Source organism: Sphingobium sp. AntQ-1, from assembly GCF_028538045.1.
Classification (GTDB): Bacteria; Pseudomonadota; Alphaproteobacteria; order Sphingomonadales; family Sphingomonadaceae; genus Sphingobium; species Sphingobium cupriresistens.
Map to the genome: position 1 here is coordinate 485,056 of NZ_CP117159.1, position 16,123 is coordinate 501,178.

Consider the following 16,123-nt stretch of genomic DNA (forward strand, 5'->3'; position numbering starts at 1 on the left):
ACGTCGAGAGCCGAGGCTAACTCGATGCGAGAGCGGTTGTTCCGCGCAGGCTTTGAGCGAGCGCGCCGTCACTGGGCGCCGCCCTCGAAGTCGATCACGATCCGGCCTTCGATTTCGCCATGATGCATGCGCGCGAAGATGTCGTTGATATTCTCCAGCGTGTCCGTCGTGACGGTCGCGTGACCTTGCCCTCGGCGGCAAAATCAAGGGCTTCCTGCAGATCGAGGCGAGTGCCGACAATGGAGCCGCGAACGGTGATCCCGTTGAGGACCGTGTCGAAGATCGACAGCGGAAAGTCGCCTGGCGGAAGCCCGTTCAACGCCACCGTGCCGCCCCGCCTGACCATGCCGAGTGCCTGCTTGAATGCGATCGGCGACACGGCGGTGACAAGTGCGCCATGGGCGCCCCCGATCTCCTTCTTGATGAATGCCGCGGGGTCGACGTTGCGCGCGTTGACGGAGAGATCTGCGCCCAGTCGCTCCGCGAGCGCGAGCTTGGCGTCGTCGATATCGACGGCCACGACATTGAGCCCCATCGCCTTGGCATATTGCACGGCCATATGCCCGAGACCGCCGATGCCCGAGATCGCCACCCAATTGCCGGGCCGTGTGTCCGTGACCTTCAGCCCCTTGTAGACCGTCACGCCGGCGCACAGGATCGGGGCGATGTCGATGAACCCGATATTGGCCGGCAGGTGACCGACATAGTTGGGATCGGCGAGAACATATTCGGCAAAACTGCCATTCACCGAATAGCCGGTATTCTGCTGGGCCTCGCAGAGCGTTTCCCATCCGCCGAGGCAATGAACACAGTGCCCGCAGGCGGTGTAGAGCCAGGGGACGCCGACACGGTCGCCCTCCTTCACATAGGTCACGCCGCTACCCACCGCGACCACATGACCGACACCCTCATGGCCGGGAATGAACGGTGGATTGGGCTTGACCGGCCAGTCCCCCTCGGCCGCGTGAAGGTCTGTATGACAAACGCCGGTCGCCGCGATCTTCACCAGGATCTGGCCCGGGCCAGGCATCGTGACCGGCACTTCCTCGATCACCAGCGGTTGGCCAAATTCGCGTACGACCGCAGCTTTCATGGTCTTGTTCATCGTGGTGTTCCTTGCAGAGGCGGCCGCGCGGATTGGCCGCGGCCTGGGTGAGCCGGGTCAAAAGAGGCCGAGGGCCGTCTCGTCGTAGCTGACCAGCAGATTCTTGGTCTGCTGATAGTGGTCGAGCATCATCTTGTGGTTTTCACGCCCGAACCCGGAGGCCTTATATCCTCCGAACGCCGCGTGCGCGGGATAGGCATGATAGCAGTTGGTCCACACCCGACCGGCCTCGATCGCGCGGCCCAGCCGATAGGCATGATTGCCGTTACGGGTCCACACACCGGCGCCCAATCCGTAGATGGTGTCGTTGGCGATCGAGATCGCGTCCTCGATCGTCTTGAACGGGGTCACCGACAGGACCGGCCCGAAAATCTCCTCCTGGAAGATCCGCATCTTGTTGTTGCCGACAAACACGGTGGGCTCGACGAAGAAGCCGTCGTCGAGCTCGCCTCCCGGACGGGCGCGCTGCCCCCCCGTCAGGCACTCGGCGCCTTCCTGCTTGCCGATGTCGATATAGCCCAGGATCTTGTGGAGCTGGTCCTCCGACGCCTGCGCGCCCATCTGCGTGAGCGGATCGAGCGGGTCGCCGACCCGGATCGCCGCGACGCGCGCGACCGCCCTTTCGACAAACCGGTCGAAGATCGATTCGTGGACCAGCGCGCGCGAGGGGCAGGTGCAGACCTCACCCTTGTTGAACGCGAACAGGGCGAAGCCTTCCAGCGCCTTGTCGAGGAAATTGTCGTCCTCGTTCATGACGTCCGCCAGGAAGATGTTCGGGGACTTTCCGCCCAGCTCCATCGTCTGCGGGATCAGGTGCTCGGCGGCATAGCCCATGATCTGCCGGCCGGTCGTCGTTTCGCCGGTGAAGGACACTTTCGCAATCCGCGGATTGGCCGCGATCGCGCGTCCGACCGACCCACCCGGTCCGGTCACGATATTGACCACCCCCGGCGGCAGGATATCGGCGGTCAGCTCGGCGAACAGCAGCAGCGAAAGCGGCGTCTGCGAGGCGGGCTTGATGACCGTGCAGTTGCCGGCCGCGAGCGCCGGGGCAATCTTCCAGGCCGCCATCAGCAGCGGGAAATTCCACGGAATGATCTGTCCGACGACGCCCAGCGGCTCGCGGAAATGATAGGCGATCGTCTTCTCGTCGATTGTCGAGATCGACCCTTCCTCCGCGCGGACGCAGCCGGCGAAATAGCGGAAGTGATCGATGGCCAGCGGCACATCGGCGGCGCGGGTCTCCCGGATCGGCTTCCCGTTGTCCATGGTCTCGGCCAGCGCGAGCAGCTCGAGATTGTCCTCGAGCCGGTCAGCCACGCGATTGAGGATCCTTGCGCGCTCGGCGGGGCACATGCGCGCCCAGCCCTCCTTCGCCCGGTGGGCAGCATCCAGCGCTGCCTCCACATCCTCTGGCGAAGACTTCGCGATCTCGGCGAGCTGCCGGCCGTTGATCGGACTATGGTCCGTAAAATATTCGCCGCGTATCGGCTCCACCCATCGTCCACCGATGAAGTTGCCATAACGCGACGGTGCGTGACCCTTCGCCCGGACGGTGTCGATCGCTTGCTGGAACATGAAACATCTCCGCTATACATGGCCCGGCGCCCAGGTGTGCGGCACCGCGGACTCAATATTCTCCCTCGCAGGAGGGCTGCGTTGCGGATGTGCGAGATGACGACTTTGCGAAGTATTGGGATTGTTACGTAGCGGCTGATAGAGCAATCCGGGGCCGGTTGGATGCGGTGTCGATCGGCAACAAGAAGCCGTGCGTCGCGACCGAACGCCGACACGGGCGTCAACGTCAGTAATAATCTGCGAGCGTCAGCAGCCGCACGATACCGGATCCGTCGACGAGCCTGAAGTGGGTGCCGGCAGGAAGGAAGCGCCAGCGCCAAAGCTGCCCACGCGTGTAGCTTGCATTGATTGGCCGCCCGTCGATACGGACGATCCGATCGCCGACCGACCAGCCGCTCTTCTCGGCCGGACTATGGACCGCGACATGGGCGACGGTCAGGGCGGAAGGCGAAACCGCCAGGCCGAAGCCTGAACGGTCTTTCAGCATCGGGAGCCTGTGTTTTGGCGGCGCCGGACGCAGCCACAGGCTTTCCGCAGTGATATCCATGATCACATCGAATTGCGCGATGAGCGGCAATCCGATGCTCCCCACCGCGCTGTCGGATTGCCAATGATCCAGCCCCGCCACCGGCACCCCGGCAATGAGCACTTCGCCGATAACAATGTCGTCCAGAACAAAGGCGGTCACAATCTGGACCCCATCGAGGCTTCCCAGCGCCGCGGTCGACCGGGCCTTGCCGGCGAGGAGGTCCTGCGCAGCGACAAAGGGGGTAGAGAGCATGAGCGCATTTGCGCTCCCGAGATCGAAAATGAGTTGCACGGGGCTCCCGCCCCCGATCGACGCTGTGACCAGCAGTTCGCTGCGAGTCCCGTGCGTCAGAGGAAGGCGACGCCAGCCGCTCCCGCCGGCAAAACTCCCCGTCGGGGCGAAGCCGATCCGGTCCTGCGTGAAGTCGAGGGCGACACAGCGCCCCGCCAAGATGTCCTCCCCCAGGACCAGATCGATCGGGCGCCCGAATTCGGACGATATCGCCGCAAGGTCGCTCACGATGGCGAACGGCAAGCGCCTGCGATCGTCGGCGACGGTGAGGGCAACGTCGCTGATCTCGGTGACCTCGACGCGGCCACCGGTGCCGCGAATGATCCGTTTCCCGGATGGGGCGATATCCAGACTCTCCACCAGGCGCGTATTGATGATCGAAGCGGCGCTTCCGCTGTCTAGAATGGCGCGGACGGGACTGCCGGCCACCTCTGCCGAGACCATCAGCGTATCGCCCATCGCGATCTCCGCTGACGTCCAGGCAAAGGAACCCCACCCATCGCCTGCGCGGGCGAGAGACGTCAGAGGGAAGCCAGCCGACGAGGCGCCCAGGAGCGACGCGGCGGACAGGCCGCGGGCGAGAAGCGTCCGGCGATGCATCCTGTGATAAGCGTCCGCGTCGTTTTCCAATCTGCCCTGCCTGCTTCTGGAAAACCGCCCCGTTCGATCGACGCCGCACAGGCGGTCTCATTGCCCGGCATGATCGTTCGCATGCTGCGCCGGCGGCAGGCATCCGTAACAAAACGTATATTTCCCGAACGGCTCGAACGGCACTTCTGCTGGCATCTTCAAACGGATCGAAATCTTGCGGTCCCCACGTCCAATTCTTCGAGGAGCCAAGTCATGCAGAATATTTTCCGTAGCAAAGCTGGCCTGATCGTCCCCGCCATCGCTGCGCTTGTCGCGCTCTCGGCGACGCAGGCTTGGGCGGATGAGGCCCCGCCGGTGCCGGCAAAAGTCGTCAAGCACCAGAACCACGAGGCGCATCAGGCCCATCAGGCAGGGATGAAGCATGGCGCGAGACAGATGCATGACGAGATGATGCACGACCATCAGATGGGCGTGAACGCGTCGGGCGGCATGCAGATGGGATGTGGCGGGGCGGCCGGGTGCAAGGACAAGATGCCGATGGCGCCCAAAGCGAAGCCGGACCAGGCGCCGCCCGCCGCCAGCATGCCCGCCACGCCGATGAGCGACGACATGTAGGAAGCGCGGAAGTGAAGGGCCGACAGCGTTGGCGAGACAGATGCGAGGGTCCGGCAGATACGGATGTCTCCACCGGACGCTGATCCTGCGCGCCTTTCACTTCCTCGGCCGGGTTTCATGCGCCCCTGACCCCGCCTGCCCGGTCGGCCGTCTCTGCGACCATGCCCCCGCGGGGCAATCGGCTCCGCGGCGTCTCTTCAGGTCTGGTTCCGAAAGTTCAAATTGATGCGGACTCTACTTCCCCCGCTTGCCGATACGACCACCGGTCGCCGAGGCTTCGTGCAAGGTCTTTTGCTCGCGACAGCCCTTGCCACGCTGGGTTGGCCCGCGCACGCGCTCGCGGCACCGGCGGTGAAGACGCCGGACGTGCTGAGCGGCACCGAGATCGATCTCGACATCAGCCGGGTCACGGTCAACTATTCCGGAAAAGCGAGCGTCGCCACGGCCGTCAACGGGAGCGTGCCGGGCCCGCTGATCAGGCTGCGCGAAGGCGACGCTGTAACGATCAGGGTCAAGAACAGTCTGGATGAAATGACCAGCATCCATTGGCATGGCCTGATCCTGCCGACGGACATGGATGGCGTGCCAGGGATCAGCTTTGGCGGAATAGCGCCGGGCGAAACCTTTACCTACCGCTTTGTCGTGAAGCAGAGCGGCACCTTCTGGTACCATGCTCATACATTGGCGGAGCAGACGGGCCTTTATGGCCCGATGATCATCGAATCGAAGAGCGAGACGCCCCTCGCCGCCGACCGCGACTATACGGTCATGCTCAGCGACTGGACGGACGAGGCTCCGCTTCAGGTCTATCTGAACCTGAAGAAGATGAGCAGCTATTATAATTTCGCGCAGCCGACCGCCGGCGATTTTGCGCGCGATGCCGGCAAGCTCGGGCTGGGCGGTGCTTTGTCGAAGCGCGCGATGTGGAACAAGGCGCGCATGAATCCGACCGATCTGAGCGACGTGTCCGCCGCCACCTACACCTATCTCCTGAACGGCGCGCCCTCCGCCAGGCACTGGACGGGCATCGCGAGCAAGGGCGAAAGGGTTCGCCTGCGCTTTATCGGCGCCGGAACCGCCACCTATTTCGACGTTCGGATTCCCGGCCTGATGCTCACGGTCGTCGCCGCCGACGGACAACCCGTCGAGCCGGTCGACGTGGATGAATTCCGGATCGGACCCGGTGAAACCTACGACGTCATCGCGACCATCGCGGACGACAAGGCCTATGCGATCTTCGCCCAGTCCATGGATCGCACCGGCTTTGTCCACGGCGTGCTCGCGCCGCGTGACGGCATGAGCGCGGACATTCCCCCGGTCGATCCGCGCTCCTGGCTCGATCCGATCGACATGATGGGTGGGATGGCCGGGATGGCGGGGATGGGACCGGCCGGTCACGACCATGGCATGGTCGAGACGACACCCAAAGCCCGCCATGCGCGTACCGAATATGGTGCCAATACCGACATGCGCGTCGACTTTCCGCGTACCAATCTCGATGATCCCGGCGTCGGGCTGCGGCGCAATGGGCGCCGGACCCTGACCTATGCGGATCTGAAGACAGCAGGGCCGGCGGCAGACCCCCGCGAACCGCAGCGCGAGATCGAACTCCATCTGACCGGCAACATGGAACGCTTCGTGTGGGCATTCGACGGCGTGAAGCTCAACGATTCGAAGCCCCTGCATTTCACCCCGAACGAACGGCTCAGGATCATCCTCGTCAACGATACGATGATGACCCACCCGATGCACCTGCACGGGATGTGGAGCGATCTTGAATCGCCCGACGGACAGTTCCAGGTCCGCAAGCACACCATTTCGGTGCAACCGGCCCAGCGCGTGGCCTTTCGCGTGACGGCCGACGCGATGGGCCGGTGGGCCTTTCACTGCCACCTTCTCTACCACATGGCGGCGGGCATGTTCCGCGAGGTGGTCGTGGCATGACAAGCTCGCGCTCAACTTGGTTGCTGGCTCTCACCGGGCTCGCGATGACCACCATCACCGAACCCGCGCTCAGCCAGCAGGTGAAACCCGCGGGCAACGCCGAGGCCGCCAGCTCCAATGATCAGGCCATGCCGCCGGATATGCAGATGGGCGACCAGCAAAAAGATGGCAGCAGCGCGCCCCCGATGAACATGCCCGGCATGGACATGAGTGGCGGAAAGCCCGGCGCCGATGCGCGCGACCCGGACGCTTATTCCGACGGCTACAGGAATTCGACGCTGCCCGGCTATGAGATGGCCGACAAAATTTCGGTGGCCAAGGTGCTCGTGGATGAGCTCGAGTTCCTCACGAACAAGCAAGGCCAAGGCATCAGCTGGTCGGGTCAGATTACCAATGGCCCGGACAACGACAAACTCTTGCTGCGGAGCCAGGGCCTGAAACAATCCGGTGAGCGGCTTGATCCGGAATCCTCGGTCGAGGCGTTCTGGTGGCACGGACAGCGCCCGTTTTGGGGAACGATCCTTGGCGTGCGTCAGGACATCGGCCCGGGAGCCCATCGCTGGATCGCCGGGGGGATCGAGGGCCTGGCCCCCTATTGGTTCGATGTCCAGCTGACCGGCTACGTTGGAGACGATGGCCGTCTCGCGGCACGTCTGAAGGCATCCTATGACGTGCTGCTCACCAACCGCCTCATCCTCGTACCGCAGCTGGAATCGAACGCCTACAGCAAGGCGGCTCCCGAGCGCGGGCTCGGCGGAGGCCTGAGCAACCTCGAGCTCGGCTTGCGGATGCGCTACGAGATTCACCGAAAAGTCGCTCCCTATGTCGGCTTTGTATGGGAGCGCTCCTTTGGTGAGACGGCGGATTTTCGTCGCCTTGCTGGCGAAAATCCCACCGAACACCGGTTTGTGGCTGGCTTACGGATCTGGTGGTGAGACGCGCGCTGAACCGCAGCGGCTAAACTTTTTGGAAAGGACCAAATCATGCTTGATCGTCGCGCCGTCATCGGTTCGGGACTCACCTTCGCGGCGCTTACCGGGGCTGTCGCCGCGGCAGGCCCGGCCATCGCGGCGCCAAGGAAGCGTGGTGACGGCATGATGACGCTCGACGAGTGCGTCGACAGCTGTATCGCATCGCACCGCATGTGCCTGGAAACCGCGCGATACTGCACCGAGCAAGGCGCACCGGCTCATATCGAGGCGACGCACATCGCTTTGCTTCTGGACTGCGCGGAGCTCTGCCAGACAACCGCCAATTCCATGCTGCGCCGATCGCCGCAGCATGCCCTGTTGTGCGACGCCTGTGCCCGGATGTGCGAAGCCTGCGCGCGCGATTGCGCGAAGATCTCCGGCGACGCCCGCATGCAGGCCTGCGCCCAGACCTGCAGGGATTGCGCGGCGAGCTGCAAGGAAATGGCCAGTATGGGAATGTGATCTGGCCGGTCACCGCTTGCCTCCGGATCCGCACCCGACGTTCATTCCGCAAGCCACGCGACCGGCCAATCAGCCGCGGGCACGATCGTGCCAGATTTCCGCTGCGGACCGCATGTTTGCCGGCCCCAGGCCACCCGTCTGAGCCAGCAACAACTTCCCGGCGCTTTGCGTTCTGGCGCAACAGCATCTGGCATATCCGTCCCGCACTCATAGGGCGCCGCATCCGAGCCGGCATAAGCACGAGAAGCATTCGTATATTTCCGTAGAGACCCGGCGCGACCCAATTGCGACTTTCAATGCATGGAGGCGGTCATGAACGAGTGCGATATTCCTTACTTGCTACGGCGCGTGCGCGCCCACCGGTCACAGGCAGCGGCGGCGAATTGCCCCGAGGCGCGCTTGATCCACCGACGCTTCGTCGAGAATTATCAGCATTTGCTGGTGGGAATACGGCGGGACCAACTTCGTGAGCGAGGCGACCGGGGAAGCCAGCCTTGTGCTGAACGCGCCTGCCTTTGCGAAGGGCAAGACCCGGAAATGGCCCAGAGCCGTCGCGCAACATCCGCAGCCGCCGCAGCGGGTGAACGTGGAGAAAATGAGGCGGTCCCAGCCATTCGGTACAAGCCGGCCAGCGTACTGGTCCATCACGACCTGACCGCCCTTGGCCGACAGAGCGTTCCTGAAGCCCCTCAGCTTTTCAACGCGAACGTAACTGTCGCGACGGCCAGTGCTGCGACGGCGGCACACCAACGCATCAACCCTGCCGACCGCCAGGCTCAAGCGATGGCGATGGACGCCACAGCCTGAATGGCGCCATTGAGGTTGCCGCTGGATATGCTCTGATGGACTGGACCAACGCCACGCCGCTCGCTGCCTTGACGGGCGGAATATTGATCGGATTGGCGTGCGCGATCATGTTGCTCGGCCTCGGCCGGATAGCGGGCGTGAGCGGCCTCGCCGCGCGTGCCTTCGCCCTCTCACAGACTGGCCCGCCCTGGAGCATCGCTGCGGCTTTCATTGTCGGCCTGCCGTTCGGAGCGGGGATCGTGAACCTGATCTCAGGTCCGGTAATTGCCCGTTTTCCATCCTCGCCGGCGGTGGTCCTGATCGGCGGGCTGCTGGTCGGCTTCGGTACCCGGATGGGCAGCGGCTGTACCAGCGGCCACGGCGTGTGTGGCCTCTCCCGCCTGTCAGCGCGATCGATCGTAGCAACTTTGAGCTTCGTGAGCTTTGGCTTCGCGACCGTCGCGGTGATGCGCGTGCTAGGCGTTTCGTGGTGAGGGTCCGCATCCCTATCGCACTCATTGCCGGGCTCCTGTTTGGCGCAGGACTCGCCTGTTCCGGCATGTCAGATCCGACCCGCGTGCGTGCCTTCCTCGATCTGTTCGGAGGCCGCTGGGACCCTACGCTTGCTTTCGTGATGGGAGGCGCCATCGCCCCGATGGCCTTGGCCTGGGTGATCCGGCGGCGGATGGAGACGCCACTTGCCGACAGCCGCTTCTCGCTGCCGGATGCCCGCGAGATCACCGCGCGCCTGATCGGCGGTAGTGCAATCTTCGGGATCGGCTGGGGAATTGCCGGCCTCTGCCCCGGTCCGGCGATTGCGGACCTTGCCATCCGCCCGACGCTTGCCGCGCCCTTCGTGATCGCGATGCTGGCAGGGTTCGCGGTGCACCGCTTCATCGATCGCCCGAAGATCTGAATCGGAGCCGGCCCTTTGATGTACTTTGACGACGGAGCGAACGAGAGGCGCCTCAATCTTTCAACCGTAACGTCATCGCCGTGACCGCCAACGCGGCGGCAGCGGCAAGCCACAGCATCAAATGCTCCGACGCGCTTGCCCATCCAGTGACGATCGACGCCGCAGCCTGACTGGCGCTCACCGCCGCGTACTGGAGCGCAAGGCCCGAACCCTGCGTGCCCGGAGACGCTTTCGACGTCAGATAATTGGTGAGCAGCTTCAGCGTCGCGGTGCTCCAGCCGGCGAGCAGAAATACAGGCACGAGCACCCACAAGGTCCGGGCGAAGACGGCAATGATCAATGCGGCGGCCAGCCCGGCGAGCATTGGCCGCAACAGCCAGGCCGCGCCGACCGTGACTCTGCGCCCTGTGAACGGGACGAGCTGCGCCACCAGCATCGCTGCACCGCACAGAGCGAACAGCATCGAGACGTTCTCGCGGAACAGATCCCGCGCGCCCGATCCAAGCGACAACGTCAGATGCAGAACGGTGAGGCACCCGGACGCAATGGCCGAGATCAGGAGCAGCGGGACAAGCGCCTCACGCGCTTTCGGGCGTGGAACGCTGCCGACCGGACCAGTGGCACTTTCCCGTGAAACCAGAAGAAGACCGGGCATGGCGATCGCGCTCAATGCAGCTGGCGCCAGGAATGGCGACGTTGCTCCGAGCGCCACCGAAATTTCTCCAAGGAGCGGGCCGGTCAGGTCGCCCGCGAAGACCAGGGCGTTCAGCCAGGTGAACTGACGCGCTCGCCGAACCAGATCTGGTGAACGATCGGCGACCATCGCAAATGCCGTCGGCACGACGGCCGCCGCAAACACGCCATTGAGCAACCGCAAAACATAGAGTCGCTCGAATCCGACCGCGGAATACAACGCCATTGTCAGGCTGAAACCCAACAGCCCCACGACCAGGATCGGCCACCGTTTCCACCGGTCGGAAATCCAGCCCCATAACGGCGCCGAGAGACACCCTGCGATCTGGGAAACCGTGACCAGGGCGACGACAAGGCGCCCTCTCGCGAGGGCACTCGCGTCCGGAGACATTTGACCCACCATTTCTGGCAGGAATGGCAGGACGACGCTATTACCCAGGGCAACCGCCGTGGCCGCGAAGAGAAGAACGACGAAGCCAAGTTCGCCCCGATCGCGCGCCGCTTCGATGACCGTGGCGGGCAAGCTCGCCTCCATATGCTACGACCCGGCCATGAATACCCGGATCGCGCTGGCCCCGCCCTTGCAGTCACCAGGGCCGGGCGCGCCCGCGAAGAAGATCGCACGCGGAATCGCGCGCATATCCACCATCAGAAGGCGGCGGAGAAAATGCCTTGTGGGACGAGCGCCGGTCCCGGGAAGGTGCGAGGATGTCGCAGAGGTTCCGATCACGGCGCGATATTCCATTTCCCTAGCAGTGATCGCTGCCAACTTTCCGCCCGGCGGAGATTACTTCGCCGATGGTCTGTACCAGCACACCATCGCGCAGAGGTTTCTCGAGCACAGCGGCAAAGCCCGCTTCCTGCGCGCTTTCGGCGAGCTTATCGGCGTAATGCGCCGTGATCAGGATCGCCGGCCCACACCAGCCCGCCGACCGAAGCTTCCTCAGGATCGAAATGCCGTCGATGTCCGGCATAAGATAATCGACCACGAGGCAATCGCCCGATTGCGTTTGCGGATCGAGCAGCAAGGCAGTGCCACTCGCATAGGACAGGACGCCAAAGCCGCGGGACCGCAACAAGAGATGAAGGGACCTGCGTACCGAGACATCGTCGTCAGACAACAGGATCAGGGCCGCTTTCTCGCTCGTTTGGTGATCGATAACGCCCATGACCGACGATGCTGCCTCTTCGCTGATCCACCCTCGGATCCTGGGCATGCATCGCAAATGAACAGGAGGCCGTCGCTACGTAGTGATCCCAAGCTCACGATTCCGGCGCATCGCCCAATCCGGCCGAAAACGCGATCCTCAGCGCGTCCGACAGGCTATGCACTTCGAGCTTGGTCATGAGGTTCGCCCGATGAACTTCCACCGTTCGAGTCGATATGTCGAGATCATAGGCGATGGTCTTGTTGGGAAAGCCGTTGGCGAGGCCGATGAGAACCTCTCGTTCGCGAGGCGTGAGCACGGCGACCCGCACCCTCGCCTCCGCCTCTCGAAGCGACCGCGCGTCGGACTTATCGAGCCTCGAGAAAGCCACGCCGATCGAGGCCAGGAGCGCGGTCTTCTCGAACGGCTTCTCCAGGAAATCGACCGCCCCTGCCTTCATGACGCGAACCGCGATCCCGACATCGCCATGCCCGGTCAAAACGATCACCGGCATGGTGACACCACGCTCTGCAAGCACCTCCTGGACCTCGAGCCCGTCCATGCCGGGCATGCGAACGTCAAGCAGAATGCATCCCGGCTCAGCGGTCTTGACGGCTTTCAGAAACGCAATGCCGGAGGCATAGGTCTGGACGGCGAATCCCGATGTCTTCAGCATGAAGCCGGCCGACTTGCGGATGGATTCTTCGTCATCGACCAAATGGACAATACGTTTAGGCGTCATGCTCATCCTCCGGGCGGGCCTGCATCAAGGTGAAATGAAAAGCAGCGCCTCCGTTCGGCGCGCCGTCGGTCCAGATCCGGCCGCCATGGGCTTCGATGATCGTTCGACAGATCGAAAGGCCAAGGCCCATGCCGTCGGTCTTGCTGCTCACAAAGGCTTCGAAAAGTTGGGGCGCGACCTGCTCGGATATGCCTGGGCCCGTGTCCGCCACGGACACCTGAACCATTGCCTTCGGCCGCCGCCGCGTCGTGATCGTGAGGTCGCGAATGGCGACCTGCGCCATCGCCTCGACCGCATTGCGGATCAGATTCACGAGGACCTGCTGAACCTGTATGCGATCGGCGAGCACCGGCGAGGCCGCCGGATCAAAATCGAAAAAACTGCGAACGCCTCGTTCACGGGCGCCGACAAGGCCGAGAGCAGCGGCTTCCTCAATCAGCCGCGGCAAATCCTCGATCCGCTTCTCGGTCTCCCCTCGCGCCACGAAATCACGAAGTCTTCGGACGATATGCCCCGCGCGGTGGGACTCCTTAGCTGCCTCGTCGAGCGCGTCGCGCACGATCGCGACGGTCTCGGCATCGGGATCGACAAGCAGGTCGCGCGTCGTTTCCAGATAATTGGCGATCGCGGTAAGCGGCTGGTTCAACTCATGGGCCAGCGTCGACGCCATCGTGCCCATCGCGCTGAGGCGCGAGACGTGAATCAATTCGGCTTGCAGCTCCTTGAGCTGCAGTTCGTTGCGGTCGCTTTCTGTCAGGTCGTGAATGAAGCCCGTGAAGACGCGGTGGCCACGGTGACCGGCCTCTCCGATCGAGAGTTCCATCGGAAAGGTGGTACCGTCCCGCCGTTGGCCAACGACGATCCTGCCAATACCGATGATCCGCCGTTCGCTCGTCGACAGATATCGGCCGATATAGGAATCATGCCGTTCACGGTCCGGGGACGGCATGAGGCTGCTCACATTGGCGCCGAGCACCTCTGCTTCCGAATATCCGAACAAGCGCTCGGCCGCGGCGCTGAAGGACGTTATCAGCCCGCGCTCATCGATGATGACCATGGCATCGGGAACTGTATCCAGGATCGACTGGAGATGCTGCTCGCGGGCAACGATCGCTTCCTTGGTCGCGGCTTCATCGGTCGTGTCGCGCAGGATCTTGCCATAGCCGCTCAGCTGGCCGGCCTCATCGTGGAGCGCCGTCGTCGTCAGATGGGCGAGGAACTCCGACCCGTTTTTCCGAACGCGCCAAGACTCTTGCTCGACCCGGCCAAGCTGCTCCACCTGCGCGAGGTGCCTATCCGCAACGCCCGCCGCGATATCTTCCGCGCAATACAGGAACGAATGGTGTTTCCCGATCGCATCGGAGCTGGCCCATCCCGTAATTTCTTCACAGCCGGCGGTCCAAACTGTCACGAGGCCCTTAGGGTCAAGCGCATAGACGGCGTAATTTGGCGCGCTCTTCACTACCTGAATGATCGTGCCCGAATCGGGATCGAGGCCATTCGCCTTTTGGCTCTCAATCATGCCCCCATCCATCTCCCCGTCATCCACAGTCAAACAAGGTTAGAATGGATTTGCGGACAGGCGCCGACAGCCGTCGGAGGCAGGGTTTCTGCCATCGTTCCCACCATGCACCCGGCGAGCGAAAATCGGCGTTGGCTTTCGAAACGAGACATCAAGCGTGGCTCCCCATAACTCTATACGCAGGAGCAGCGGTTACCCCTCACGCTCCGTTTCCCCGGTCACGGCGTCCGAGCTATCGGGCTGCGCCAAGATCATCATTGTGGACCTTGGACCATAGTCCTGGGTCAAGCGATATTGACGAGCCTAAAACGGCAGCGCCTGGAGAGTTCATGCTGTCACGAAGATGTCGCTGGACGAGAGTGGCACGGCCAGGCGTTGCCGTCCGAGCGACAGGGGCCACCGGCGTTGGCCGCGTCCGTGAGATGCACCCGCTCCTGGCAGGCTTTGGGCGACGCACCCGGATTGAATCAACCGACCGTGAATTGCCCCATCATGCCTTCATCCTCATGTTCCAGGATATGGCAGTGATACATAAAAGGTGCTTTGGTGGCCGGCTGGTCGAACCGGACCAACAATTCTACCGCCTCCTTCACGACGATCGTATCGCGAGGCCCCTGATCGAGAAGGTCCGGGTCGTCGCCATCGCGGCGTAGCACGTCGAAATGCACGCCGTGGATATGGAAGGGATGCGCCATCTTCTTCCCGGAGACTTTCCATATCTCGACGTCCCCGAGACCGACTTCCTCGTCGATGCGATCAATGTCGAACGGCCTGTCGTTGATCGCGTATGCGCCGTCATCGCTGTCCATCATACCGCCCATCGACATATTGAGCACGAAGCGCCGGCGCCTTACGGCCGCTTCAGGATCTGGTACGGTGCGTGCCGCCAGGAGCAGTGGTACAGCGGCTGCGGCCCGCCCGCCCAAGCCCGGGCGCGGTGAGAAGGTCAGCACCGTCTCCGTCGTTGAAGCGTCGTCTTCATCGTCGTGATGGTCGCCCATCATTCCCATACCTCCCATCATCCCCATCATCGACGCGCTCGCATCTTGAGCGGTGACCAGAGCGACCGGCTTGCCATCGGCGAAGCTTACCAATATCTCGGCACGCTGGCCGGGTGCCAGGGTGAGGGCCTGCAGTTCGACGGACCTCGCCAGGAGACCGCCCTCGGTGCCGATCCAATGAAACGTCCGGTCATCGCTGAACGAAAGCTCATAGATGCGGGCGTTCGAACCGTTCACGAGCCGCAACCGCACCAGGCGGTCCGGAACATCGGCCCGAGGCGTGGGTGCGCCATTGACCAGAATCGTGTTGCCACGGCGGCCCTGCGAAGCAACCATCATGCCGGTCGGCATGACCAGCCGGCCATCCTCGAATTGCCGGTCCTGAATCAGGACGGGCAGATCATCAACGCCATAGTCCGACGGCAGTCCAAGGCCCTGCTCTTCCTCATCCGTCACAACCAGCATGCCCGCGAGCCCCGAATAGACTTGCTCACCCGTCAACCCATGCGCATGCGAGTGATAGAAGAGGGTCGCCGCCGGCTGGCGGATCGGCAGCGTAGGACGCCAGGTCGCACCGGGAGCGATCAGCTGGTGCGGGCTACCGTCCAGTTCGCCCGGCACGAGCAGCCCGTGCCAGTGAACCGTTGTGTCAGCCGACAGGCTGTTGCCGACGGTCATCGTCACATCGTCGCCGCGGTGAACCCGCAGCGTCGGGCCGAGATAGCTACCATTGTACCCGAGCGTGGCGCTTCGCCGGCCAGGGAAGAACGTGGTCTCGCCTTCCTGTGCTCTCAGGTTGATCAGCTGGCCGTGTTGGCGCGCGTCGACCAGGCGCGGGATCGGAAGCGTCCCGGCACGCTCGGGCGAACCGAATTTTCGCGTACACGCCGCCGCCAGGAGCAGACCCCCGCTCGCCAGCAACGTCCGCCGGTTCAGTAACATCATGACCGCCTCCTGGTTGGCGCGGAGCGCCTGCTTTGCTAAATGCGAATTCAGCGAGCCACCAGCTGATCGAGGATCGGGCATCCCGACCGGTCGTCACCACCGCATCGATCCGCGAGATCGAGCAGCGGCACGCGCGTCGTCTGGAGCTTGCGAGCCTGACAGCTGTTCGGCGCGCGTGATGGGCAAGCGACATGACCTCGGCCTGGAGCGCTCGAAATCGCTCCAAAGGGAGAGGGAGACGAGATCCGCGATCTCCACGATAGGAAAACCGAGATCGCGAGCGA

At 63.4% G+C, this 16,123-nt stretch carries 14 protein-coding genes and 1 pseudogene; 7 read left to right on the plus strand and 8 right to left on the minus strand.

The features are described 5' to 3' along the window. Window positions 1–68: 68 nt before the first annotated feature. The 3 genes and pseudogenes from adhP to sphantq_RS21130 all read right to left on the minus strand — a co-directional run bounded on the left by adhP (window position 69) and on the right by sphantq_RS21130 (window position 3,962). Window positions 69–1,105 (minus strand): annotated as a pseudogene (adhP, locus tag sphantq_RS21120) (alcohol dehydrogenase AdhP). Window positions 1,106–1,162: 57 nt separating this feature from the next. Next, window positions 1,163–2,683, minus strand: coding sequence for an aldehyde dehydrogenase family protein (locus sphantq_RS21125; RefSeq protein WP_024018492.1), 1,521 nt, complete (start codon window positions 2,681–2,683; stop codon window positions 1,163–1,165). 226 nt (window positions 2,684–2,909) lie between these two features. Further along, window positions 2,910–3,962: a retropepsin-like aspartic protease gene (locus sphantq_RS21130; RefSeq protein WP_272800329.1), complete on the minus strand. Its 1,053-nt coding sequence runs from the start codon at window positions 3,960–3,962 to the stop codon at window positions 2,910–2,912. A gap of 384 nt (window positions 3,963–4,346) precedes the next feature. On the opposite strand from sphantq_RS21130, the gene sphantq_RS21135 reads away from it, so the two are divergent. The 7 genes from sphantq_RS21135 (at window position 4,347) to sphantq_RS21165 (ending at window position 9,788) form a co-directional block, all read left to right on the plus strand. Continuing rightward, window positions 4,347–4,709, plus strand: a complete 363-nt coding sequence (locus tag sphantq_RS21135; protein WP_024018490.1) for a hypothetical protein — start codon at window positions 4,347–4,349, stop codon at window positions 4,707–4,709. 291 nt (window positions 4,710–5,000) lie between these two features. After that, the gene (locus sphantq_RS21140) at window positions 5,001–6,653 is read left to right on the plus strand and encodes a copper resistance system multicopper oxidase (RefSeq protein ID WP_443021572.1); all 1,653 of its coding nucleotides are present in this window, start codon (window positions 5,001–5,003) and stop codon (window positions 6,651–6,653) included. 44 nt (window positions 6,654–6,697) lie between these two features. Beyond that, window positions 6,698–7,588, plus strand: a complete 891-nt coding sequence (locus sphantq_RS21145; protein WP_370569401.1) for a copper resistance protein B — start codon at window positions 6,698–6,700, stop codon at window positions 7,586–7,588. A gap of 48 nt (window positions 7,589–7,636) precedes the next feature. Further along, entirely contained in the window at window positions 7,637–8,086 is a 450-nt protein-coding gene (locus sphantq_RS21150; protein ID WP_024018487.1) for a four-helix bundle copper-binding protein, read from the plus strand. Window positions 8,087–8,398: 312 nt separating this feature from the next. Next, window positions 8,399–8,893 (plus strand): hypothetical protein, encoded by a 495-nt coding sequence (locus tag sphantq_RS21155; RefSeq protein ID WP_130752805.1) that lies wholly within the window; start codon window positions 8,399–8,401, stop codon window positions 8,891–8,893. 35 nt (window positions 8,894–8,928) lie between these two features. Then, window positions 8,929–9,366 (plus strand): YeeE/YedE family protein, encoded by a 438-nt coding sequence (locus sphantq_RS21160; RefSeq protein ID WP_024018485.1) that lies wholly within the window; start codon window positions 8,929–8,931, stop codon window positions 9,364–9,366. 65 nt (window positions 9,367–9,431) lie between these two features. Next, window positions 9,432–9,788, plus strand: coding sequence for a DUF6691 family protein (locus sphantq_RS21165; RefSeq protein ID WP_254913922.1), 357 nt, complete (start codon window positions 9,432–9,434; stop codon window positions 9,786–9,788). A gap of 52 nt (window positions 9,789–9,840) precedes the next feature. On the opposite strand, the gene sphantq_RS21170 is transcribed toward sphantq_RS21165, so the two are convergent. The 5 genes from sphantq_RS21170 to sphantq_RS21190 all read right to left on the minus strand — a co-directional run bounded on the left by sphantq_RS21170 (window position 9,841) and on the right by sphantq_RS21190 (window position 15,839). Beyond that, a complete protein-coding gene (locus tag sphantq_RS21170) occupies window positions 9,841–11,004 on the minus strand; it encodes an MFS transporter (RefSeq protein ID WP_161633892.1) in 1,164 nt (387 codons plus the stop codon). A 226-nt stretch (window positions 11,005–11,230) separates the two neighbouring features. Next, on the minus strand, window positions 11,231–11,650 hold the full coding sequence (locus sphantq_RS21175) for a response regulator transcription factor (protein WP_024018482.1): 420 nt from the start codon (window positions 11,648–11,650) through the stop codon (window positions 11,231–11,233). 94 nt (window positions 11,651–11,744) lie between these two features. Beyond that, window positions 11,745–12,371, minus strand: a complete 627-nt coding sequence (locus sphantq_RS21180) for a response regulator transcription factor (RefSeq protein ID WP_031308706.1) — start codon at window positions 12,369–12,371, stop codon at window positions 11,745–11,747. Continuing rightward, window positions 12,361–13,893, minus strand: coding sequence for a PAS domain-containing sensor histidine kinase (locus sphantq_RS21185; protein WP_088181988.1), 1,533 nt, complete (start codon window positions 13,891–13,893; stop codon window positions 12,361–12,363). The genes sphantq_RS21180 and sphantq_RS21185 overlap by 11 nt, the downstream gene beginning before the upstream one ends. 467 nt (window positions 13,894–14,360) lie before the next feature. Further along, complete coding sequence (locus tag sphantq_RS21190) at window positions 14,361–15,839, minus strand: multicopper oxidase family protein (RefSeq protein ID WP_031308704.1); 1,479 nt, start codon at window positions 15,837–15,839, stop codon at window positions 14,361–14,363. Window positions 15,840–16,123 lie beyond the last annotated feature (284 nt).

What these genes read in the sequence shown, in the direction of transcription:
- sphantq_RS21125 (WP_024018492.1), bottom strand. Translation starts at nt 2,683, where the DNA reads ATGTTCCAGCAAGCGATCGACACCGTCCGGGCGAAGGGTCACGCACCG.
- sphantq_RS21130 (WP_272800329.1), bottom strand. Translation starts at nt 3,962, where the DNA reads ATGGGCGATACGCTGATGGTCTCGGCAGAGGTGGCCGGCAGTCCCGTC.
- sphantq_RS21135 (WP_024018490.1), top strand. Translation starts at nt 4,347, where the DNA reads ATGCAGAATATTTTCCGTAGCAAAGCTGGCCTGATCGTCCCCGCCATC.
- sphantq_RS21145 (WP_370569401.1), top strand. Translation starts at nt 6,698, where the DNA reads ATGACCACCATCACCGAACCCGCGCTCAGCCAGCAGGTGAAACCCGCG.
- sphantq_RS21150 (WP_024018487.1), top strand. Translation starts at nt 7,637, where the DNA reads ATGCTTGATCGTCGCGCCGTCATCGGTTCGGGACTCACCTTCGCGGCG.
- sphantq_RS21155 (WP_130752805.1), top strand. Translation starts at nt 8,399, where the DNA reads ATGAACGAGTGCGATATTCCTTACTTGCTACGGCGCGTGCGCGCCCAC.
- sphantq_RS21160 (WP_024018485.1), top strand. Translation starts at nt 8,929, where the DNA reads ATGGACTGGACCAACGCCACGCCGCTCGCTGCCTTGACGGGCGGAATA.
- sphantq_RS21165 (WP_254913922.1), top strand. Translation starts at nt 9,432, where the DNA reads ATGTCAGATCCGACCCGCGTGCGTGCCTTCCTCGATCTGTTCGGAGGC.
- sphantq_RS21175 (WP_024018482.1), bottom strand. Translation starts at nt 11,650, where the DNA reads ATGGGCGTTATCGATCACCAAACGAGCGAGAAAGCGGCCCTGATCCTG.
- sphantq_RS21180 (WP_031308706.1), bottom strand. Translation starts at nt 12,371, where the DNA reads ATGACGCCTAAACGTATTGTCCATTTGGTCGATGACGAAGAATCCATC.
- sphantq_RS21185 (WP_088181988.1), bottom strand. Translation starts at nt 13,893, where the DNA reads ATGATTGAGAGCCAAAAGGCGAATGGCCTCGATCCCGATTCGGGCACG.
- sphantq_RS21190 (WP_031308704.1), bottom strand. Translation starts at nt 15,839, where the DNA reads ATGATGTTACTGAACCGGCGGACGTTGCTGGCGAGCGGGGGTCTGCTC.